Source organism: Actinomadura sp. 9N407 (assembly GCF_044326315.1).
Taxonomy (GTDB): domain Bacteria; phylum Actinomycetota; class Actinomycetes; order Streptosporangiales; family Streptosporangiaceae; genus Spirillospora.
Map to the genome: position 1 here is coordinate 324,683 of NZ_JBIRAW010000002.1, position 19,847 is coordinate 344,529.

Below are 19,847 nucleotides of genomic sequence, written 5' to 3' on the forward strand. Positions count from 1 at the left end.
CCGTCACGGCGTCCCGGTCGCCGGGGCGGTCACGCCCTCCAGGGGCACGATCGCACCGGGGAAGCCGAGCACGCCCGCCGCTGCGGCGGCCGCCGCCGTGGAATGCGGGATCGGCCGCCCCGAGCCGTCCACCACCCGGCTGGTGTTGGGATCGACGTACGCCAGCCGGACCGGCCGCTGCATGTCGAGCGCCTCGGCCTTGTCGGCCAGGCTCTCGGGCGACTCCTCGCGGGCGATGTGCTCCTGCAGCGCCTGCTCCTGCTGGCCGAGGAGCTTGTTGTCCTGCTGGAGCCGGCTCATCGTGAACGCGTCCTCGGCGAGCACGGTGTTGAGCAGCAGCAGGCTCACCAGCGCGCCGCCCATGAGCCCGCAGATGAGCAGCACGAAGGGGGTGCGCGGCGGCGCCGCGACGCGGCCGGAGCGGCGCCCCGACGGCTGCGCCGCCCGGGACGGAGCGCTCTTGACCGCCTTGGCCGTCTTGGCCGAGCTCGTGGCCTTGGTCGCGCTCGTGGCCTTGGTGCTCTTGGCCGGGGCCGTGCTCTTGGCCGGGCCCGCGGCCTTCGTCTTCTTGGCCGGAGCGGCCGGCGGTGCGGGCTTGGCCGGCTTGACCGGCGCCCCCCTGGTGCCGGTCGCGGCGGGCTTGGCGGGCGCTGCGGCGGATCCGGTGCGCTTGCGTGCCGGGGCCTTGCCCGGCGGACGCCCCGTGGCCGGCCGGCCGGTCGTCGTCGTCATGTCGCCTCCCGGAGCCGCTCGGCGGCGCGCAGCCGCACCGATCCGGCCCGTGGATTGGTCGTGGTCTCCGTCTCGGAGGGCACCTCGGCACCGCGGGTGAGCAGCCGGAATCGCGGCTCGTGCGCGGGCAGTGGAACGGGCAGCCCCGGCGGTGTGGTGTCGGCCGCCTGCGCGACCAGGGTCCGCTTGGTGATGCGGTCTTCGAGGGAGTGGTAGGCCAGCACGACGATCCGGCCGCCGACCGGCAGTGCGCCGAGCGCGGCGGGCAGTGCCCGCCGCCAGGTGTCCAGCTCCCCGTTCACCTCGATGCGCAGCGCCTGGAAGGTCCGCTTGGCGGGGTTGCCCCCGGTACGGCGGGTGGCGGCGGGGATCGAGGTGCGCACCAGGTCGGCGAGCCGGCTGGTGGAGTCGAGTGGGGCGCGCTCGCGCTCGCGGGCGATGGCGGCGGCGATCCGCTGGGCGAACCGCTCCTCGCCGTACTCGCGCAGGATGCGGGCGAGCTCGGCGGGCGGGTAGCCGTTGACCACCTCGGCCGCCGTCAGGCTCTGGGTACGGTCCATCCGCATGTCGAGCGGGGCGTCCTGCGCGTAGGCGAAGCCGCGCTCGGCCTCGTCCAGCTGCGGGGAGGACACCCCGAGGTCGAACAGCGCGGCGTCGACGTGCGGGACGCCCAGCCGGTCGAGGATCTCGGGCAGCTCGTCGTAGACGGCGTGCTCGAGCGTGACCCGGTCGCCGAAGCGCGCCAGCCGGCGGGCGGAGCGGTCCAGGGCCGTGGTGTCGCGGTCGAGCCCGATCAGGCGCAGCCCGGGATGGGCGTCGAGCATGGCCTCGGCGTGGCCGCCGAGCCCGAGGGTGCCGTCGAGATAGACCGGCGCGCGGCCGGACACCCGCAGAACGGCCGGGCCCAGGAGTTCCCGTACGCGATCGAGCATGACCGGTACGTGACCGGCCCCGGTCACAGGGTCGCCCCCGTCCATGTTCCACCCCCTCGTGCTGCCACTACGCTCGCGGACTGCGTGGCATCGCCCGTCCGATGTGTCCCGCCCGGCCGTGTCCTGCTCGGCGCGGGGCCCCCTCCGGCGGCCTCGCCCGGCCAGGTCCCCATCCGCTGCCCGTGAGGAAGATCACCGCGTGTCCGCGGGGGGTCGCCGTCTGGCGCCGGGGAAGCTGCGCCAGCTGGCCGGAGAGCGGCTGGAGACCTGGCCGAACGTGGGCCAGTGCCGGTCATCGGACCGACGAGTGAATGCTCAGAGGATCCCGGGCAACACCTCCTCCGAGACATCGGCGAAGGCCTGCTCCTCCTGCTCGAGATAGGCCTCCCAGGCCGCGCCGTCCCAGATCTCCAGGCGCGTGTTGGCCCCGATGACGGTGCAGTCCCGGGTCAGCCCCGCGTACGCGCGCAGCGGTGGCGGGATCGTGATGCGTCCCTGCTTGTCGGGGACCTCGTCGGAGGCGCTGGCGAAGAAGACCCGGCTGTAGGCCCGCACCGCCTTCTCGGTGACCGGCGCGGACCGCAGCGCCTCGGTGATGCGCTGGAACTCCGCCATGGGGAAGACGTACAGGCAGCGTTCCTGGCCCTTCGTGATCACCAATCCCCCCGACAGCTCCTCGCGGTATTTCGCCGGCAGGAACAGTCGTCCCTTGTCGTCGAGACGCGGTGAGTGGGTGCCGAGAAACACCGCCCCACCTCCCACGCCGCGGTGGGCGCCACTGCTCCCCCACGGCGCCCCACTCTACTCCACTCTTCCCCACCGTCAACTACGAAAACATCTCGCTCGCGCGGTAACGCGCCGGAAAGCCGCAGGTCAGAGGCGGTGGTGCGGAGTGGGGCGCGCGGAGGCCCACCGCGCGTGCCCGGTTCGGGACGCGCCGCGCGGGCGCATCCCTGGACGCTCTGTCAACAAACGGTCAGGGCGGTGCGCGCCACGGGCCACACCACGGGCGCCGTTTCGGGGCGGCCGGTGCTGTCCGGTACGGCTTTGGAGCACAATGGGCTCCCGTTCGACATGAACATCGCGACACAGTGCCCGACGACGTACTGTCGTGGGAAACACGTTGTCGTGGGAAACAAGCATCAGGCCCGTCATTGGAACAGGGCACACGGCCGGGGCATGTGAACCAGGGCGGGAGCCATGCCGTACCGGGTCTCGCCAGGGAGTCCCGCGCCGCCGGTGGCACCGGTCCCCGGCGCGGCCGGTGCCGAGACGCGCGGCCGTTCGGCTGAGGAGGGTTGCTGGTGGCAGTAGGCACGCACGGCGAGTCGTTCATGGAGGCGCCCGCCGGACCCGGGGCGCCCCCGGCCCGTCCAGCGGGGCTCGACGGGCTGGTCCAGGTCGCGGGCAAGATCCGGGACGCGGTCGAGTCCGTGATCGAGGGCAAGCCCTCGGTGGTGCGGCTGGCGCTGACGGTGCTGCTGGCCGAGGGGCACCTGCTGATCGAGGACGTGCCCGGGGTCGGCAAGACGATGCTGGCCAAGGCGCTCGCCCGGTCCGTCGACTGCTCGGTACGGCGCGTCCAGTTCACCCCCGACCTGCTGCCCAGCGACATCACCGGGGTCAGCGCCTACAACCAGGAGCTGCGCGAGTTCGAGTTCAAGCCGGGCCCGGTGTTCGCCAACATCGTGGTCGGCGACGAGATCAACCGCGCGTCCCCCAAGACCCAGTCGGCGCTGCTGGAGTGCATGGAGGAGCGGCAGGTCACGGTGGACGGCACCACCTACCCGCTGGAGCGGCCGTTCATGGTGATCTCCACCCAGAACCCGGTGGAGATGGAGGGCACCTATCCCCTGCCGGAGGCGCAGCGCGACCGGTTCACCGCCCGGATCTCGATGGGCTATCCCGACCCGGTCGCCGAGCTGGAGATGCTGGACGTGCACGGGCAGTCCTCGCCGCTCGACCGGCTGAGCCCGGTGGCGCACGCCGGCGACGTGCGCCGGCTGATCGAGGTGGTCCGGCGGCAGCATGTGGCGACCCAGGTCAAGCAGTACGCCGTCGACCTGGTCACCGCCACCCGCAGCCATCCCGACCTGCGGCTGGGCGCCTCCCCCCGCGCCACCCTGCACCTGATCCGCGCCGCCCGCGCGTACGCGGCGCTCGACGAGCGCGACTACGTGCGGCCCGACGACCTGCAGGAGCTGGCGGTGCCCGTGCTGGCCCACCGGCTGCTGCCCACGGCCGAGGCCCAGGTCGAACGGCGGCGCCCCGAGCACGTCGTCACCGAGCTGGTCGGCCGCCTTCCGGTGCCCTCGCCCAGGGCGTGACGTCCTCCGCAGAACACCGTTGATCCCCAAGACACCGCTGGTCCCAGACACTGTTGGTCCCAGATGAACACCTTTGGTCCCCAGATGAATCGACCGCCTCCGGGAAGTGACCGTTGAGAAGAGCGCTGGCCGGCCTGACCACTCGGGGAAGGTCCTTCGTGGCCGCCGGGGCGACCGCGATCGTGTGCGCCTTCGTCCTGGGCGAGCGCGACCTGCTGCGGGCCGGGGTGCTCGTCCTGGTCCTGCCGCTGCTGTCCACGCTGGCGGTGTCGCGGACCCGCTACCGGCTGGCGTGCGCGCGCCGGCTGAACCCCTCGCGGCTGCCCGTCGGCCACGAGTCGCGGGTGGACCTGCGGCTGGAGAACGTCTCCCGGCTGCCCAGCGGGCTGCTGATGGTGGAGGACCAGGTCCCGTTCACCCTCGGCGGGCGGGCCAGGTTCGTGCTGGAGCGGATCGAGCCGCGCGGGTGCCGCGAGCTGAGCTACCGGATCCGGTCCGATGTGCGCGGGCGCTACCGGGTGGGGCCGCTGACCGTACGGCTGGCGGACCCGTTCGGGATGGTGGAACTGATCCGCTCGTTCAGCCTGTCCGACACGCTCACGGTCACGCCCGCGATCGTGGCGCTGCCGCCGGACCGGCTCGGCGGCGCCTGGACGGGCGGCGGCGACAGCCTGGCCCGTACGGTCGCGCTGGCCGGCGAGGACGACATCGCCCCGCGCGAGTACCGGCACGGCGACGATCTGCGGCGGGTGCACTGGCGCTCGACGGCCCGGCATGGAGAGCTGATGGTACGGCGCGAGGAGCAGCACTGGCAGAGCAGCGGCACGCTCTTCCTGGACACCCGCCGCACGGCGTACTGGGGTGAGGGGCAGGCGTCGTCGTTCGAGCAGGCGGTTTCGGTCACCGCCTCGGTGGGGTCGCATCTGGGCCGGGCCGGGATGGGCCTGCGGCTGGTGACCGACGCGGGCGAGGTGCTGCCGCGCTCGGTGGCGTACGAGGGCGCCTTCGAGGGAGCGCTGCTGGACGCGCTCGCGGTGGCCCGTACCTCCAGGAACCGCTCCCTGACGACCGGGATGGCCGCGCTGCGCGGGTCGGGCGGCCAGGGCCGCGACGGCGACGGCCTCGTCATCGCCGTGTTCGGCATCCTGAGCGTCGAGGAGGCCGGCGCGGTGGCGGCGGCGCGTCCCGGCAACGCCAGCCACGTCGCGGTCCTGATCGACGCCGTTCCTCCGGAACACGCCGGGCCGCCCGTACACGCGCCGAAGCCGGCCAGCGGACCGGGATCGGGATACGCCGCGGGGCCGGCCAGGCTGCTGCGCGCCGGGGGATGGCGGGTGGTGGTCGTCCGGTCGGCGGCCGAGCTGGCGGGGGCCTGGGCGGCCGCCGACCAGTCGGGCGAGGAGTTCGCCAGGGGTGCCTCATGAGGATCCGTATGACGATCATGGCGGGGCTGGCCACGCTGGCCGGTACGGCGGGGCTGTACCCGCTGTTCGCCCGCAGTACCTGGTTCTGGTCGGGGTTCGGGGCCGTGCTCGCGGTCGCCGCGGGCGGGCTGCTGGTCCGCCGGTTCCGCGCACCCGCGATCGTCAGCGCGCTGGGCGGGCTGGCGCTCCTGCACCTCTACCTGACCGCGCACTTCGCGGCCGGTGAGGCCTGGCTGGGCATCGTGCCCACGCCGTCCTCGCTGGGCCGGCTGGGCGAGCTGTACGGCGAGGGCTGGGACGCGGTCAACCGGTACGCGGCCCCGGTGCCGCTGGTCCCCGGGATCGCGCTGCTGGCGGCCACCGGCATCGGGCTGGTGGCCGCCGCCGTCGACCTGCTGGCGGTACGGATGCGGCGCGCCGCGCCCGCCGGGCTGCCGCTGCTGGCGATGTACAGCGTGCCCGCCGCCGTCCGCGAGGAGAGCATCGGCTGGTTCGCGTTCGGCATCGGCGCCATGGGCTACCTCGCGCTGCTGGTCACCGACTCGCGGGAGCGCGTCGGCGGCTGGGGGCGGGTGGTGCTCGGCCGGCGCTGGACCGAGGAGGTCCCGCTGGCCGGGTCCGGCGACCGGGGGCCCGCCGACGACGGCCGGCGGCGGCCCGACTCCAGCTCGCTGGCGGCCAGCGGCCGCCGGATCGGCTTCGCCGCCGTCGCGCTGGCCGTGCTGGTCCCGATCGCCGTGCCGGGCCTCAACCCGCGCGGCTTCTTCGGGCTGGGCGGCGGCGGTGGCGGCGGCAGCACCCAGAACGTGACCACCCCCGACCCGCTGGTCAGCCTGAAGCGGGAGCTGACCCGGGCCGACGACTCGGTCGTCCTCACGTACCGGACGACCGACGAGGAGCCCGACTACCTGCGGCTGTACTCGCTGGACCGGTTCGACGGCGACCGGTGGACCTACAGCCCGCTGGAGAGCACCGCGCGGGACCGCATCTCGTCCCGGGACCTGCCGAAGCCGCCGGGGCTGAGCGAGGCCGACAGCCGGCGGGTGACCACCAAGGTCGACGTGCGCCGCCAGGTCAGGAACATGACGTTCCTGCCGGTGCCGTACGCGCCGTCCCGGCTGTCCATCGACGGCGACTGGCGGGTGCACGCACCGTCGCTGATGGTCTACTCGCTGCGCGACTCGGCGGGCGGCCGCTCGTACGAGGTCAGTAGCGTCAAGGCCGAGCCGACACCGGAACAGCTGTCGAGCGGGGGCTCCTATCCCAGCGACATCGTGACGCCGTACACCGTGGTGCCGCGCAACGTCCCGGCGCAGATCCGGCAGCTGGCACAGGATGTCACCAAGGGCTCCACCACCGCCCACGGCCAGGCCGTACGGCTGCAGAAGTGGTTCACCAACGACGGCGGCTTCCAGTACGACCTGTCCGCGCCCGCGCCCCAGCACGGCAACGACCTGACCGGGTTCCTGCTGCACACCAAGCGCGGCTACTGCGAGCAGTACGCGGCCGCGATGGCGCTGATGGCCCGCATCCTGGGTATCCCGGCCCGGGTCGCCATGGGGTACACCCCCGGTACCCAGACCGCGCCCGGCCAGTGGGTGGTGCGCTCGCGCGACGCGCACGCGTGGCCGGAGCTCTACTTCCCTGGGAGCGGCTGGGTGCGGTTCGAGCCCACGCCCGCCGGGGCGGCCGGGCAGGGCACCGCGACGATGCCCTCCTACACCGACCCGGTGACCATCGGCGCCGGCTCGGAGCCGGGCGATGCCGAGGCACCGAACGCCGACGACTCACCGGCCGAGGGGCCGACCGCCGGGCCGACGGAGGCAGGGCCCCAGCGGCCCCAGGACCAGGGCCCCATGGGCGCGGCCCCGGAGCTGGAGGACGACGGCGGGCCGGGGCTGATGACCGGCCTGTTCGCCGCGGCCCTGCTGGTACTGATGCTCCTGGCCGCCCCCGTGACCGTACGGGCGGTGTCCCGGCGCCGGCGCTGGGCGGCGGCCGTCCCGCGGCGCAGGCGGTCCTCGCCCCGCCGGGACGGTCTCGGCGATCTGGAAGACGCCCTGCCCAAGCGCGGCAAGGCCGACGCCGCACGCGAGGCGGACGGTCTCGCCGGTACGGACGGCGCCGCGGCCGAGCTCGATCCCGGGCACGTCGCGCATGCGGCATGGCGGGAGCTGCGGGCGGACGCCGTGGATCATGGCCTCGTCTGGAAGCCCAGCGACACGCCCCGCGCGGCGGCGCGGCGGCTGGGCGAGCTGCTGGAGCTCGACGCCGACAGCAGCGGGGCGCTGGGACGGATCGCCCAGGCCGAGGAGCTGGCCCGGTACTCGCGGTCGCATCCCGTTCCGCCGGCCGAGTCGCTCCGGGCGGACGTGCGGACCGTACGGGAGGCGTTCGCCGCCGCCGTGAGCCGCAGGGCACGCCTGCAGGCCCGGTACCTGCCGCCGACCAGCCTGGCGGCATTCCGGTCGGCGGGTACCCGGGCGATGGAGGCGACCGTGCGGCTCGACCGGGCCAGGGCCCGGCTGTACGGCCTGCGCGAACGCCTCTCCGCCCGGATCACCCAGGCCCGCGCCCGCCGCTAGGGCGGGGAGAGGACGCGCCCCCGAGGGGCCGACCTTCGGGTCGTGCGCCCTCGGGTCATTCCCCTTCGGAGCGGCGGCGCCAACGCTCCTCCATGCGCTCCATGAAACCCGGGCGCGACCGCTCGCGGCGGCGGCCCTGGTGGCCACCGGCAGGGGGCGCGGCGCCCGGTGGGGCGGCGGCCTCGGTGCCGACCCCGGTCATGCGTTTCCAGCTGGTCAGTGCCCAGACACAGCAGATGACCATGAGCAGGAATCCGGTCACGCTCACCACGATCGTGACCGTGCCAGCGTTCATGACGAGACCGGTCATCAAGGCGCACACACCCAGCACGAAACCGAGGGCGGCCTTGACGATCCGGCGCTTGTAATGGACCTGGGGGTTGGTCGAGCGGACCGCGTGAGCGAACTTCGGATCCTCGGCGTACAACGCCTGCTCGATCTGCTCGAGCATGCGCTGCTCGTGCTCAGAGAGCGGCACAGCGCCTCCCAACGACAGCCCCGCGACGGGGTATCCGATGCAGGACAGGAACCTCAACGGTGATATGCCCAGAATACGAGGCGGAACGAGGGGACGAAAGCAAACGGCCAACCGGAGACCACAAGAAGGTCATGTCCACGTCCGCTGCCGTCATCTTGTGTCCCCGTCGTCACTGCCGTCACCGTGGTCCGCGCGGCGGACCAGTGCGGCCGGCCGGACGGCACCGCTGCCGAACCGGTGCGCGACCTGGTCCATCGCGCGTTCGGCCTCTCTCCAGCCGGTCTCGGGTTCGCCGAGTGCCAGCTGGCGGGGGGCCTGATCGGCGGGGCCCAGGTTCTCCACCCGGACGCCCACCAACCGAAGTCGTACCCGTTCCAGGCCCGCGGCCTCGTAGAGCTCGCAGGCTGTGATATAGATCACACGCGAAAGATCGGTGGGCTCGCGGAGGGTGCGCGCCCGTGTGATCGTTTTGAAGTTCGCCATCCTCAGTTTGACGCTTACCGTACGCCCGGCGTTCCCACTGCCCCGCAGCCGGGCGCCCACCTTCTCCGACAGCCGCAGCAGCTCGCGCCGGATCGTCTCCGGATCGTCGATGTCGGTGTCGAACGTCTCCTCGGCACCGATGCTCTTTTCGGGGGTGTGCGTGACGACGGCCCGGGGGTCGCGGCCCCACGACAGCTCGTGCAGGTGATTGCCCAGCGCGTTCCCCAGCTCGCGCTGGAGCGTCGCCAGGGACACCTGGGCGATCTGGCCCACGGTTCGCAGCCCCAGGCGCTTCAGGGACTCCTCCGTGCGCTCCCCGACCCCCCACAGCGCGGCGACCGGGAGCGGATGCAGGAACTCCTCGACGCCGTCGGCGGGCACCACCAGCAGCCCGTCAGGCTTGCACCGGGTGGAGGCCAGCTTGGCGACGAACTTGGTGCTGGCCACGCCGACCGAGCACGTGATGCCCTGCTGCTCGCGTACCTGCTCGCGGATCTGCCGGGCCACCGTGGCGGGCGGCCCCATCCGGCGGCCGGCACCGGCCACGTCCAGGAACGCCTCGTCCAGCGAGAGCGGCTCCACCAGCGGGGTCACGGTACGGAACAGCTCGAAGACCGCGGCCGAGACCCGGGAGTACTTCTCGTGCCGGGGCGGCAGCACCACGGCCTGCGGGCACAGCCGCAGCGCGCGGCTCATCGGCATCGCCGAGTGCACGCCGTACTCGCGGGCCTCGTACGAGGCGGCCGCGACCACCCCGCGCCCGCCCGCCCCGCCGACGACCACCGGACGTCCGCGCAGCTCGGGCCGGTCCAGCAGCTCCACGCTGACGAAGAAGGCGTCCATGTCGACGTGCAGGATCGGGCAGCCGGTGTCATCCCCAGGCGGCCCCGGCTGCGGCCCCGGCCGGTGCAGCTGCTGCTTTCGGCTCATTTCATGGCCTTGCCCTGGCGCTAAACACGATCTGCGACGACGTGGAGTTGGGTCGCGAGTTCGCGCAGGACGGGGTGGACGGCGGCGACCGACTCCAGGGCGATCAGGGCCTCGGCCGCGTCCTGCTCGGCGTCCAGCAGCCCGGCCGGCACCAGGTCGGCGAAGATCCGCACGCCGTGCAGCGCGCCGACCCGCAGGCCGGCGTTCTCCACCAGTGCCGACAGCGACTGGCGGGTGAACCGGCGCGGGGTGTGGTCGTGCTCGCCCCACCGTCCGGACGGGTCGGTCAGGGCCCGGCGCGCGTCGTCGAAGTGCCCGGCGACGGCGCGGGCCAGCGCCGCGGCCACCTGGCCGGGGACCAGCACGCTGACCGAGCCGCCCGGCCGCACCACCGTGGTGAGCGTGGCCATGACCGCGGCCGGGTCGTCGACGTACTCCAGCACGCTGTGGCACAGCACCAGGTCGGCGGCGTCCCGGCCGAGCAGGTCGGGCAGGTCGGCCGCGTCGCCCTGGACGGCGCGTACGGTGACGCCCGACTCGTCGGCGCGCCGCTCGAGGGCGGCCAGCGCGTCCAGGCTGGCGTCCACCACGGTGACCCGGTGCCCGAGCTCGGCCAGCGGCACCGCGAAACCGCCGGTGCCACCGCCGACGTCGACGATGTCCCGGGGACCCGAATCGGGGTCGATGCGGTCGAGGACCTTGCGCAGCGCGTCCCAGAGGACGGCGCTGCGCACCCGGCCGCCGCCGCCCCAGGTACGTTTTCCCTGCCGGGTCGCCACGGCCGTCCCCCTACTGTCGTGCCGGAACTACTGTCGTGCCGGAACCTGATCCACTCCCACCCTAGTCAGGTCTCCAGGGTGAGGGAGGGCTTGAGCTGCTGGAGTCTGGACAGCAGCCCGTTGACGAAGCGCGGAGACTCGTCGGTGGACAGGTCGGTGGCCAGCGCCACCGCCTCGCTGACCGCGACCCCGTCCGGGACGTCGTCGACCCACAGCAGCTCGAACGTGCCCATCCGCAGGATGTTGCGGTCGACGACCGGCATCCGGTCCAGGGTCCAGCCGGTGGCGTAGGTGGAGAGCAGCTCGTCGATCCGCTCGCCGTGCTCCTGGACGCCCTCGATCAGCCGGACCGCGTGCCCGAACTCCGACAGCTCGTCCTGGTTGGGCCGGCCGCGCTGGGCCAGCACCTCGCTCGGCCGCTCCTCGCGGAGCTCGGCGGCGAACAGGATGTCGAGCGCCAGCCTGCGGGCCTTGGTCCTAGCGCTCATCAGCCCCGGCCGAGGTAGTCGCCGGAGCGGGTGTCGACCTTGACCTTCTCGCCGGTGGTGATGAACAGCGGCACGCTGATCTGCGCGCCGGTCTCCAGCGTGGCCGGCTTGGTGCCGCCGGTGGAGCGGTCGCCCTGCAGGCCGGGCTCGGTCTCGGTCACCTGCAGCACGACGGCCGCGGGCAGCTCGACGTATAGCGGGTCCTCGTCGTTGAACGCGATCACCGCGTTCTGCTCGGGCAGCAGGTAGTCGGCGGCCGAGCCGACGATGGCGCCGGGGATGTGCGGCTGCTCGTAGGTCTCGGTGTCCATGAAGACGAAGTCCTCGCCCTCGCGGTAGAGGTACTGCATCTCCCGCTTGTCCACGCTGGCCACGTCGACCTTGGTGCCGGCGTTGAAGGTCTTGTCGACGACCTTGCCCGACCGCACGTTCTTCAGCTTGGTACGGACGAACGCGCCGCCCTTGCCGGGCTTGACGTGCTGGAACTCCGTCACGGTCCACAGCTGGCCGTCGAGGTTCAGCGTCATGCCGTTCTTCAGGTCGTTCGTCGTCGCCACAGCGTCCTCTCCTGGCGGGACCCGCCCGCCTCGGTCGTTCCGGTGCTCGCCGCCCCGTCCTCCGGTGCGGAGGGCGGGCGTCACAGAACGAGCAGGTCCTTGGTCGTCTCGGTCAGGAGTTCCGGCCCGTCCGCCCGGACGACCAGGGTGTCCTCGATACGGATCCCGCCCCGGCCCGCGAGGTAGACGCCGGGCTCGGCGGTGATCGGAACTCGGTCCGTCAGTTTACCGGTCTTGTCGTACCCCATGAGCGGTGCCTCGTGGATCTCCAGGCCGACGCCGTGCCCCAGCCCGTGCGGGAAGTCCTCGCCGTGCCCGGCCGCCACGATCAGGTCGCGCGCGGCGGCGTCGACGTCCTTGGTGTCGGCGTCCGGTACGGCCGCGGCGATCCCGGCCAGCTGGGCGCGCAGCACCAGGTCATAGAGGTCGCGCTGCCAGCCGCCGGGCGCGCCGATCGCGACCGTCCTGGTCATGTCGGCGTGGTAGCCGCCCTTGAGCGCGCCGAAGTCGATCGTGACCAGATCGCCGCGTTCCAGCACCCGGTCACCGGGACGGTGGTGCGGGATCGCGCCGTTGGGCCCGGAGGCGACGATCGTGTCGAACGCGATGGCGTCGGCGCCGAGGTCGATCATCCGGCGGTCCAGCGCGATGGCCACCTCGCGCTCGGTCAGCCCGGCCCCGAGGGTGGGCAGGACCTCGGCCAGCGCGCGGTCGGAGATCGCGCACGCCTCGCGCAGCAGCGCGATCTCGTCCTCGTCCTTGACCCGGCGCAGGTCCTCGACCTGGTGCCCGGCGGGCGCGAACGCGAGCCGGCCGTCGAGCGCGGTCAGCGCGGCGTGCTTCTCGACGGTCATCGCGTGCGCCTCGAAGGCCAGCCGCCGGACGCCGGTCTCGGCCGCCCGGGTGGTGAGGGCCTCGGCGGTGGGCCGCTCGACGATCAGGTCCAGCTCGGGGCAGACCCGGCCGGCCGTCCCCGCGTAGCGCGAGTCGGTGGCCAGCACGGCCTCGCCGCCGGCCCGTACCAGCAGCGCGGCGTTGGAGCTGGCCAGGCCGGTCAGGTAGCGGACGTTGACCAGCTTGGTGATCAGAACGGCGTCGGCGTCGGCGGCGATGCGCGCGGCGAGCGCGCCGCGCCGCCGCTGGTACTGGTCTCCCATGGGCGAACTGTATTTCACCCCGCCCGGTGCCCCGCGCGGATCATCTCGGTGCCGTCTCAGAACATGAATAAATCTCGATTTCGGTACGGAAGTGGCCTAGCGTGGCGGCGCTGGTGATCGATTCCGCGGCCGCCGACGCGGCGGCCCTTCCCCCGAGGAGAGATCCCTTGCCCGGAACCACCGGAATCAGCCGCCGCAGGATGCTCGGCACGGGCGCGCTGACCGCCGCCACGGGCGCCGCCCTCGCGGCCCTGCCCGCCGCGCCCGCCGCCGCCCGTACGGAACCGGCGGGCAACGCGTCCGTGTCCGCCGACGTGGTGGTCATCGGCGCCGGGCTGTCGGGCCTGACCGCGGCCCGGGACCTGATCGCCGCCGGCCGGTCGGTGATCGTCCTGGAGGCCAGGGAACGGCCCGGCGGCCGGGTCTACGGCCTGCCCCTCGGCGACGGCACCACCAGCGAGGGCGGCGCCGAGTTCATCGGCCCCACCCAGGACAGGATCGCGGCGCTGGCCCAGGAGCTCGGTGTCGCGACGTTCACCACGTACAACACCGGCAAGAACGTCTACTACCGCAACGGCAAGCGGTCGCTGTACGCCACCGACGGGCTGCTCGGGTCCGTACCGCCCGACTGGGGCGTGATCGACCTGCAGTTCGCGATGCTCGCGCTCGGCAACATGGCCAAGACCGTCCCGGTGGGCGAGCCCTGGAAGGCCGCCAAGGCCGAGGAATGGGACAGCCAGACGTTCCACACCTGGTCGCGGTCCAGCTCGCTCAGCTCGGGCGCGCGCTTCCTGCTGGACGCGTTCATCAGCGCGACGCTGTCGGTGCGCTCGCGGGACGTGTCGCTGCTGTACGTCCTGCACTACATCGCCGCCGCGGGCAACGAGAGCACTCCGGGCAACGTCGACCGGCTGATCAACACCAAGAACGGCGCCCAGGAGACCCGCTTCGTGGGGGGCTCCCAGGAGATCCCGGTACGGCTCGCGGCCAGGCTCGGCGACCGGGTGCGCTACAACGCGCCCGTACGGAGCGTCGTCACCGGCGAGGGCGGGGTCACGGTGACCGCCGACGGGATCACGGTCGCCGCGCAGCGGGTCGTGGTGGCGATGTCCCCCGCGATCGCCGCGAAGATCGACTTCTCGCCGGCACTGACCGCGAACCGGATGCAGCTCATGCAGCGCTACCCGATGGGCTCGGTGGCCAAGTTCGTCGGCGTGTACGACACGCCGTTCTGGCGGGCCGACGGGCTCACCGGCCAGTCGGTCGCCGACAGCGGGGCGGTCGACACGACGTTCGACAACAGCCCGCCGGACGGCTCGCGCGGCATCCTGATGGGCTTCATCAACCAGAGCAACATCCGCGCGCTGGACGACGCCTCCCCCGCCGCGATCCGCAAGGCCGGGCTCGACTCGTTCACCCTGCTCTTCGGGGAGAAGGCGGCGAACCCGGCCCGCACGGCGTACCAGCGCTGGGACAACGAGGTGTGGAGCGGCGGCGGCCCGGTCGGGATCGCGGCGCCCGGGGTGCTCACCGACTTCGGCGCCGCCCTGCGCGCCCCGTGCGGGCCCGTCCACTGGGCCGGCACCGAGACGTCCGGATTCTGGACCGGCTACATGGACGGCGCGATCCGCTCCGGCGAACGCGTCGCCAAAGAGGTCCACGCCGCCCTGTGACCGGGGCGGGTCAGAGACGTCTCCCTCGGGGGAAGACGCCCCCAGACCCCTGATCAGAGACTATTGGGCCATGTCCTTGACCTTCTCGATCAGCGCCAGGCGGCCCTTGTGGTCGCCGGCGATCGGGGTGACGTTGAGGGTGGTGATGCCGGACTCCTTCATGGCGGCCAGCCGCTCGCGGACATGGCCCTCGGAGCCGATCAGCGACATCTTCTCCAGCAACTCGGCCGGGACCTTGGCCGCGGCCTCGTCCTTCTTGCCGTCCAGGTAGAGGTCCTGGATCTCCTCGGCCTCCTTCTCGAAGCCGTACCGGCGGCAGAGGTCGTTGTAGAAGTTCTTGCCCTTGGCGCCCATGCCGCCGATGTACAGCGCGGCCATCGGGCGGCCGAACTCCAGGAAGCCCTGGACGTCGTCGCCGATCGCCAGCGTGGCCTGGCCGACCACGTCCAGCTCACCGAGGGCGGGGTCGCGCTTGGCCTTGCCCGCGGCCAGGGCGTCGCCCCAGACGTCGGCGGCCTTCTCCGGCATGTAGAAGATCGGCTCCCAGCCGTTGGCGATCTCGGCGGTCAGCTCGACGTTCTTGGGACCGATCGCGGCCACCAGCACCGGGATGTCGGACCGTACCGGATGGTTGATCAGCTTGAGCGGCTTGCCCAGCCCGGTGCCCTCACCTGCCGGCAGCGGCGCGTTGTAGTACTTGCCCTCGTGCTGGAGGCGCTCGCGCTTCCAGACCTTGCGGCAGATCTCGATGACCTCGCGGGTCCGGCCGAGCGGGGCGTGGTACGGCACGCCGTGGAAGCCCTCGATCACCTGCGGGCCGGAGGCGCCCAGGCCGAGGGTGAAGCGGCCGTCGGAGACGAAGTCCAGGCCGGCCGCGGTCATCGCCATCAGGGCGGGGGTCCGCGAGTAGATCGGCAGGATGCCGGAGGCGATCTCCAGCCGCTCGGTCTTGGCGGCGATGTAGCCCATCTGGCTCACCGCGTCGAAGCTGTAGGCCTCGGCGACGAAGACGATGTCGAGGCCGGCCTTCTCGTAGTCGGCCAGTTCCCCGACGGTCTCCTTGAAACCGCCCGCGTAGCTGAGCCCCATCCCGATGCGCATCCGGCGTCCTCTCCTCGTGCTCTGCTGATCGTCGTGCTGGACGATGAACCGTACGAAACCGAATCTGATTCCAGTCGAACGTAACCTAGTCCCCGGGCGGCCGTCCGCCCAGGGGTCAGCCCAATGCGGGCCCGTGCAGCGCGGCCAGAGCCGGGCCGTACATCCCGGTACGGATCTTGCCCACCGTCGCGCCGTCCTTGCCCGCCAGCGACGCGGCGAGTTCGACAGCGGCCGGCAGCACCTCGTCCTCGGGCGCCGCCCGGTGCGCGATCCCGGCGTCCAGCGCCTGCTCCGCCGTGTAGCGGCGCCCGGTGACCATGGCCTCGTGCGCGGTCGCCGGGGTCAGCCGGGACTGGATCAGGGCGAACATGCCGGGCGTGAAGTTCATCCCGAGATCGACCTCGGGCAGGCAGAAGTAGCCCCGGTCCGAGCGCATCACGGTGAAGTCGTGCGCCAGCGACAGCATGCCGCCGCCCGCGAACGCGTGGCCGTTGACGGCCGCGATCGTGGGGGCCGGGAACTCCAGCACGCGCGCGAACATCGCGTGCACGCGCCCCAGGTACTCCTCGAACTTGTCGCTGTTGGCGCCCAGCCAGTCGAGGTCGAGGCCGTTGGAGTAGAACTTGCCCGTTCCCACGGTGATCAGCGCGCGGGGCGAGGCCGCCTTCTCCACCTCGTCGAGGGCACCGTCCACGGCGTCCAGGAAGTCCGGGCTGAACCGGTTCTCACCGTTGTCGAACCGCAGGACGAACACGTCGCCGTCGCGCTTGAGGTCGATCACGCCGGACCCCTGCCCTTCGTATGGGTTGATCGGATTCGTGTGGGCCGATCAAATTCGTGTGGGTTGATCGGACCGCACCTTACTGGTCGGTAGCCGGCGGGAAGACCATGCAGGTCGCGGTTCCGTGCGCCACCAGTCTGCCGTCCGCGGCGGTGATCCGCCCCTCGCAGGTGGCCACCTTGCGGCCCATGTGGACGGTACGGCCCTCGCAGCGCAAGCGGCCGCCGTCCAGGGGCACCGGCCGGACGAAGTTCACCTTGAGTTCGAGGGTGGTGTAGCCGGCACCGTCCGGGAGCGAGGTGTGCACCGCGCAGCCCATCGCCGAGTCCAGCAGGGTGGACAGGATGCCGCCGTGCACGGTGCCGAGCGGGTTGCTGAACGCGGCCTTCGGCTGCATCCCGAAGACCACCAGTCCCGGCTCCAGACTCTCGGCGGTCATCCCGAGCAGGCCGCCGACCCCGATCCCCTGCTCGGCCCCCTGATCGATCAGCTCTCTGAGCTGGACAAGCCCCGCCGGCTCCATACGATGCCCTCCTGCGATGGGACGTTCTATGACGGTCGTCATACAACTTTCGGACATACTATGACGTCCGTCATGGTCAGCGCCAGAACTGTATGATGAATGTCATAATCGGTGCCATGGGGACGGACAGCCGGGAACGCATGGTGCGCAGCGCCGCCTATCTCTTCCGCGAGCGGGGCTTCAGCGGGACGGGATTCCGCGACGTGATCACGCACAGCGGCGCCCCGCGCGGGTCGATCTACCATCATTTCCCCGGCGGCAAGGTGCAGCTGGCGGAGGAGGCCGTGCGCTACGCCGGGGAGTTCCTCAACTCCGGCATCCAGGCCGCCGTCGAGGGCGGCGACGCCGCTTCGGCCGTGGACGCGTTCGTCGGCTGGTGGCGGCAGGTGCTGATCAAGAGCGAGTTCCGGGCCGGCTGCCCGGTGGTCGCGGTCACGGTCGAGTCGCACGAGGAGGCACCGCAACTGGCCACCGCGGCGGCGGCGGCGTTCGACCGCTGGCAGGACACGCTCGCCACCGGGCTGGGCAACGCCGGCGTCCCCGACGAGCGCGCGAACCGGCTGGCGACCCTGATCGTCGCCGCCGTGGAGGGCGCCACCATCATGTGCCGCGCCAAGCGGGACGTTCAGCCGCTGGACGAGGTCGTCTTCGAGCTGAAGGAGATGGCCCGCGCCGCCGCGACCGATCGCTGAGGGGCGGGCCGCCCGTGTCAGCCGCCTGTGTCAGCCGCCTGAGGCGAGCCCTTAGGGGCTACTGCTCGGCGAGGAGTTCGGCGATGGCCTGCAGGGCCAGCACGTACGACATGAAGCCGAACCCGGCGATCGTGCCGGTCGCCACGCTCGCGACCACGGAGTTGTGCCGGAACTCCTCGCGGCCCGCCGGGTTGGAGATGTGCACCTCGATCAGCGGGGCCGTGCGCTGGGCCAGTGCGTCCTTGAGCGCGTACGAGTAGTGCGTGAACGCCGCCGGGTTGAGCACGATCGGCAGCCGCGCGTCGGCCGCCTCGTGCACCCAGGCGATCATCTCGGCTTCGTCGTCGGTCTGCCGGACGTCCACCTGGAGGTCCAGGCGGCGGCCCGCGTCGCGGCACACGGCGGTCAGGTCCTCGAACGACCGCGCCCCGTACACGTCGGGCTCGCGGACGCCGAGGCGCCGCAGGTTGGGACCGTTCAGCACCAGTACCCGGCTCATGCTCGCCCTCGCTCCCGTGCTCGCCCGCGGTTCATCCGGCCACCTTCCGGTACGCGGCCTCCAGGAGGTCCTCGCCGGGACCCTCCAGGCGGCCGGGCTCGGCCAGCCCGTCCAGGACGACGAACCGCAGGAGGGAACCGCGCGACTTCTTGTCGATGGTCATCGTGGCGCGCAGCGCGGGCCAGTCCCGCGCGCCGTACGAGGTGGGCAGGCCCGTGGAGGCCAGCACGGAACGGTGCCGTTCCACCACGTCGGCGCCCAGCCGTCCGGTGAGCGCGGCCAGCTCGGCGGCGTACACCATGCCGATGGCGACGGCGTGGCCGTGCCGGAACCGGTAGTCCTCGGCCTTCTCGATCGCGTGCGCGAGCGTGTGCCCGTAGTTGAGGATCTCGCGCAGGCCGGCCTCCTTGAGGTCGGCGGAGACCACCTCGGCCTTGACCCGTACGGCGCGCTCGACCAGCTCGCGGGTGTGCGGGCCGGCCGGGGACGCGGCGCCCCGCGGGTCGTCCTCGACGAGGTCGAGGATCGCGGGGTCGGCGATGAAGCCGGCCTTGACGATCTCGGCGAGCCCGCTGATGTAGTCCTCGTGCGGCATCGTCCGCAGCGTGCCGAGGTCGCACAGGACACCGGCCGGGGGATGGAACGCGCCGACGAGGTTCTTGCCCTCGGGGATGTTGATGCCGGTCTTGCCGCCCACGGCCGCGTCCACCATGCCCAGCAGCGTGGTGGGGACGAGCACGCTCCGTACGCCGCGCAGCCAGGACGCGGCGGCGAAGCCCGCCAGGTCGGTGGTGGCGCCGCCGCCCACGCCGACGATCGCGTCCGAGCGGGTCATGCCCAGCTCGGCGAAGCGCGACCAGAGCCCGGCGAGCACGCCGGCCTCCTTGGCCGCCTCGCCGGCCGGTACGGGCAGCGCCTCGACGCGGTATCCGGCCTGCTCCAGGGCCTCGGCGGCCGGGCGGGCGATCTCGGGGAGGCTGCGGTCATGGACGAGCGCGACCGTACGGACGCCCTGGCCGACCAGGCCGGGCAGCTCGCCGAGGACGCCGGTGCCGATCACCACGTCGTACGGGTCGGCCCCGCCCACGTGCACCCGGGACGGGGCGTCCCCCGGCGTGCTCACGAGAGCTCCTTGAGGATCTCTTCGACGATCTCCCCGGGCTCGCGGCCGTCGGTGTCGACGTGCAGGGTGCCGAGCCGCTCGTAGACCGGGAGCCGTTCCTCCAGCAGCTTGCGCAGCTGGCTGCGCGGGTTGAGGACCAGCAGCGGCCGGGCCGAGGCCAGCCCGACCCGCTTGATCGCCTCGGCCAGCCCCACCCGCAGGTAGACGACCGTGTGCCCGGCCAGCAGCTCCTGTGTCTCAGCGTGCAGCACCGCGCCGCCGCCGAGCGCCAGCACGCCCTCGTGCTCGGCCAGCGCCGCGCGGACGGCCCGGTGCTCCAGCTCCCGGAAGGCGTCCTCGCCGTCGTCGATGAAGATCTCGCCGATCGGCTTGCCCGCCGCCGCCTCGGCGTCGGCGTCGGTGTCGCGCAGCGGCAGCCCGAGCCGTTCCGCCAGCGCCGCGCCGATCGTGCTCTTGCCCGAGCCGGGCGGCCCGATCAGGACCGCCTTGGGTCGCACCATGTCTCCGCTTCCAGCTGATCGCTCTGCTTGGGGCCGCTCTGCTCGAGCCGCTCTACCTGAGGCCGCTCTGATCGAGGGCTGCT

The 19,847-nt window shown here is 72.6% G+C and carries 20 protein-coding genes; 5 read left to right on the forward strand and 15 right to left on the reverse strand.

All coding sequences use genetic code 11. The features are described 5' to 3' along the window. Positions 1 to 3: 3 nt before the first annotated feature. From ACH34Q_RS04190 to mraZ, 3 genes are all read right to left on the reverse strand, one after another. On the reverse strand, positions 4 to 732 hold the full coding sequence (locus ACH34Q_RS04190; RefSeq protein WP_395981373.1) for a hypothetical protein: 729 nt from the start codon (positions 730 to 732) through the stop codon (positions 4 to 6). Then, complete coding sequence (gene rsmH, locus ACH34Q_RS04195; RefSeq protein ID WP_395981374.1) at positions 729 to 1,709, reverse strand: 16S rRNA (cytosine(1402)-N(4))-methyltransferase RsmH; 981 nt, start codon at positions 1,707 to 1,709, stop codon at positions 729 to 731. The genes ACH34Q_RS04190 and rsmH overlap by 4 nt, the downstream gene beginning before the upstream one ends. A gap of 270 nt (positions 1,710 to 1,979) precedes the next feature. After that, positions 1,980 to 2,411 carry a division/cell wall cluster transcriptional repressor MraZ gene (mraZ, locus tag ACH34Q_RS04200; protein ID WP_395981375.1) on the reverse strand — a complete coding sequence of 144 codons (432 nt, stop codon included), beginning with the start codon at positions 2,409 to 2,411 and terminating at the stop codon, positions 1,980 to 1,982. 587 nt (positions 2,412 to 2,998) lie between these two features. Between mraZ and ACH34Q_RS04205 the strand changes: the two genes are divergently transcribed. From ACH34Q_RS04205 to ACH34Q_RS04215, 3 genes are all read left to right on the forward strand, one after another. Beyond that, on the forward strand, positions 2,999 to 3,991 hold the full coding sequence (locus ACH34Q_RS04205; protein WP_395981629.1) for an AAA family ATPase: 993 nt from the start codon (positions 2,999 to 3,001) through the stop codon (positions 3,989 to 3,991). A gap of 158 nt (positions 3,992 to 4,149) precedes the next feature. Beyond that, entirely contained in the window at positions 4,150 to 5,415 is a 1,266-nt protein-coding gene (locus ACH34Q_RS04210; RefSeq protein ID WP_395981376.1) for a DUF58 domain-containing protein, read from the forward strand. Continuing rightward, the gene (locus ACH34Q_RS04215; RefSeq protein WP_395981377.1) at positions 5,412 to 8,000 is read left to right on the forward strand and encodes a DUF3488 and DUF4129 domain-containing transglutaminase family protein; all 2,589 of its coding nucleotides are present in this window, start codon (positions 5,412 to 5,414) and stop codon (positions 7,998 to 8,000) included. Before ACH34Q_RS04210 ends, ACH34Q_RS04215 begins: the two co-directional genes overlap by 4 nt. A 55-nt stretch (positions 8,001 to 8,055) precedes the next feature. Here the strand turns inward: ACH34Q_RS04215 and ACH34Q_RS04220 are convergent, their stop codons facing one another. The 6 genes from ACH34Q_RS04220 to ACH34Q_RS04245 form a co-directional block, all read right to left on the reverse strand. Then, on the reverse strand, positions 8,056 to 8,478 hold the full coding sequence (locus ACH34Q_RS04220; RefSeq protein WP_395981378.1) for a DUF3040 domain-containing protein: 423 nt from the start codon (positions 8,476 to 8,478) through the stop codon (positions 8,056 to 8,058). Positions 8,479 to 8,628: 150 nt separating this feature from the next. Beyond that, positions 8,629 to 9,891 (reverse strand): DNA polymerase IV, encoded by a 1,263-nt coding sequence (locus tag ACH34Q_RS04225; RefSeq protein WP_395981379.1) that lies wholly within the window; start codon positions 9,889 to 9,891, stop codon positions 8,629 to 8,631. 20 nt (positions 9,892 to 9,911) lie between these two features. Further along, positions 9,912 to 10,670, reverse strand: a complete 759-nt coding sequence (locus ACH34Q_RS04230; RefSeq protein ID WP_395981380.1) for a methyltransferase domain-containing protein — start codon at positions 10,668 to 10,670, stop codon at positions 9,912 to 9,914. Positions 10,671 to 10,735: 65 nt separating this feature from the next. Further along, complete coding sequence (nusB, locus tag ACH34Q_RS04235; protein ID WP_395981382.1) at positions 10,736 to 11,158, reverse strand: transcription antitermination factor NusB; 423 nt, start codon at positions 11,156 to 11,158, stop codon at positions 10,736 to 10,738. After that, entirely contained in the window at positions 11,158 to 11,715 is a 558-nt protein-coding gene (gene efp / locus ACH34Q_RS04240) for an elongation factor P (protein ID WP_395981383.1), read from the reverse strand. Before efp ends, nusB begins: the two co-directional genes overlap by 1 nt. Before the next feature lie 80 nt (positions 11,716 to 11,795). Beyond that, positions 11,796 to 12,872 (reverse strand): M24 family metallopeptidase, encoded by a 1,077-nt coding sequence (locus ACH34Q_RS04245; protein ID WP_395981384.1) that lies wholly within the window; start codon positions 12,870 to 12,872, stop codon positions 11,796 to 11,798. Positions 12,873 to 13,039: 167 nt separating this feature from the next. Here ACH34Q_RS04245 and ACH34Q_RS04250 point away from each other — a divergent pair, with 167 nt between their 5' ends. Further along, positions 13,040 to 14,545: a flavin monoamine oxidase family protein gene (locus ACH34Q_RS04250; protein WP_395981385.1), complete on the forward strand. Its 1,506-nt coding sequence runs from the start codon at positions 13,040 to 13,042 to the stop codon at positions 14,543 to 14,545. Between the two features lie 60 nt (positions 14,546 to 14,605). On the opposite strand, the gene ACH34Q_RS04255 is transcribed toward ACH34Q_RS04250, so the two are convergent. The 3 genes from ACH34Q_RS04255 to ACH34Q_RS04265 all read right to left on the reverse strand — a co-directional run bounded on the left by ACH34Q_RS04255 (position 14,606) and on the right by ACH34Q_RS04265 (position 16,950). Continuing rightward, positions 14,606 to 15,646: an LLM class F420-dependent oxidoreductase gene (locus ACH34Q_RS04255; RefSeq protein ID WP_395981386.1), complete on the reverse strand. Its 1,041-nt coding sequence runs from the start codon at positions 15,644 to 15,646 to the stop codon at positions 14,606 to 14,608. Between the two features lie 115 nt (positions 15,647 to 15,761). Beyond that, on the reverse strand, positions 15,762 to 16,427 hold the full coding sequence (locus ACH34Q_RS04260) for an enoyl-CoA hydratase/isomerase family protein (protein ID WP_395981387.1): 666 nt from the start codon (positions 16,425 to 16,427) through the stop codon (positions 15,762 to 15,764). Positions 16,428 to 16,506: 79 nt separating this feature from the next. After that, positions 16,507 to 16,950, reverse strand: coding sequence for a PaaI family thioesterase (locus ACH34Q_RS04265; protein WP_395981388.1), 444 nt, complete (start codon positions 16,948 to 16,950; stop codon positions 16,507 to 16,509). 116 nt (positions 16,951 to 17,066) lie between these two features. Between ACH34Q_RS04265 and ACH34Q_RS04270 the strand changes: the two genes are divergently transcribed. Then, a complete protein-coding gene (locus tag ACH34Q_RS04270) occupies positions 17,067 to 17,642 on the forward strand; it encodes a TetR/AcrR family transcriptional regulator (RefSeq protein ID WP_395981389.1) in 576 nt (191 codons plus the stop codon). A gap of 58 nt (positions 17,643 to 17,700) precedes the next feature. On the opposite strand, the gene aroQ is transcribed toward ACH34Q_RS04270, so the two are convergent. From aroQ to ACH34Q_RS04285, 3 genes are read right to left on the reverse strand one after another with little or no spacing between them, the layout of a single operon-like run. Next, entirely contained in the window at positions 17,701 to 18,141 is a 441-nt protein-coding gene (gene aroQ, locus ACH34Q_RS04275) for a type II 3-dehydroquinate dehydratase (protein ID WP_395981390.1), read from the reverse strand. Between the two features lie 31 nt (positions 18,142 to 18,172). Further along, on the reverse strand, positions 18,173 to 19,264 hold the full coding sequence (aroB, locus tag ACH34Q_RS04280; RefSeq protein ID WP_395981391.1) for a 3-dehydroquinate synthase: 1,092 nt from the start codon (positions 19,262 to 19,264) through the stop codon (positions 18,173 to 18,175). Continuing rightward, entirely contained in the window at positions 19,261 to 19,764 is a 504-nt protein-coding gene (locus ACH34Q_RS04285) for a shikimate kinase (RefSeq protein WP_395981392.1), read from the reverse strand. Before ACH34Q_RS04285 ends, aroB begins: the two co-directional genes overlap by 4 nt. Positions 19,765 to 19,847: the final 83 nt, after the last annotated feature.

Coding starts and splice junctions, on each gene's coding strand:
- ACH34Q_RS04190 (WP_395981373.1), bottom strand. CDS start 732: ATGACGACGACGACCGGCCGGCCGGCCACGGGGCGTCCGCCGGGCAAG.
- rsmH (WP_395981374.1), bottom strand. CDS start 1,709: ATGGACGGGGGCGACCCTGTGACCGGGGCCGGTCACGTACCGGTCATG.
- ACH34Q_RS04205 (WP_395981629.1), top strand. CDS start 2,999: ATGGAGGCGCCCGCCGGACCCGGGGCGCCCCCGGCCCGTCCAGCGGGG.
- ACH34Q_RS04215 (WP_395981377.1), top strand. CDS start 5,412: ATGAGGATCCGTATGACGATCATGGCGGGGCTGGCCACGCTGGCCGGT.
- ACH34Q_RS04225 (WP_395981379.1), bottom strand. CDS start 9,891: ATGAGCCGAAAGCAGCAGCTGCACCGGCCGGGGCCGCAGCCGGGGCCG.
- nusB (WP_395981382.1), bottom strand. CDS start 11,158: ATGAGCGCTAGGACCAAGGCCCGCAGGCTGGCGCTCGACATCCTGTTC.
- ACH34Q_RS04245 (WP_395981384.1), bottom strand. CDS start 12,872: ATGGGAGACCAGTACCAGCGGCGGCGCGGCGCGCTCGCCGCGCGCATC.
- ACH34Q_RS04255 (WP_395981386.1), bottom strand. CDS start 15,646: ATGCGCATCGGGATGGGGCTCAGCTACGCGGGCGGTTTCAAGGAGACC.
- ACH34Q_RS04265 (WP_395981388.1), bottom strand. CDS start 16,950: ATGGAGCCGGCGGGGCTTGTCCAGCTCAGAGAGCTGATCGATCAGGGG.
- ACH34Q_RS04270 (WP_395981389.1), top strand. CDS start 17,067: ATGGGGACGGACAGCCGGGAACGCATGGTGCGCAGCGCCGCCTATCTC.
- aroQ (WP_395981390.1), bottom strand. CDS start 18,141: ATGAGCCGGGTACTGGTGCTGAACGGTCCCAACCTGCGGCGCCTCGGC.
- ACH34Q_RS04285 (WP_395981392.1), bottom strand. CDS start 19,764: ATGGTGCGACCCAAGGCGGTCCTGATCGGGCCGCCCGGCTCGGGCAAG.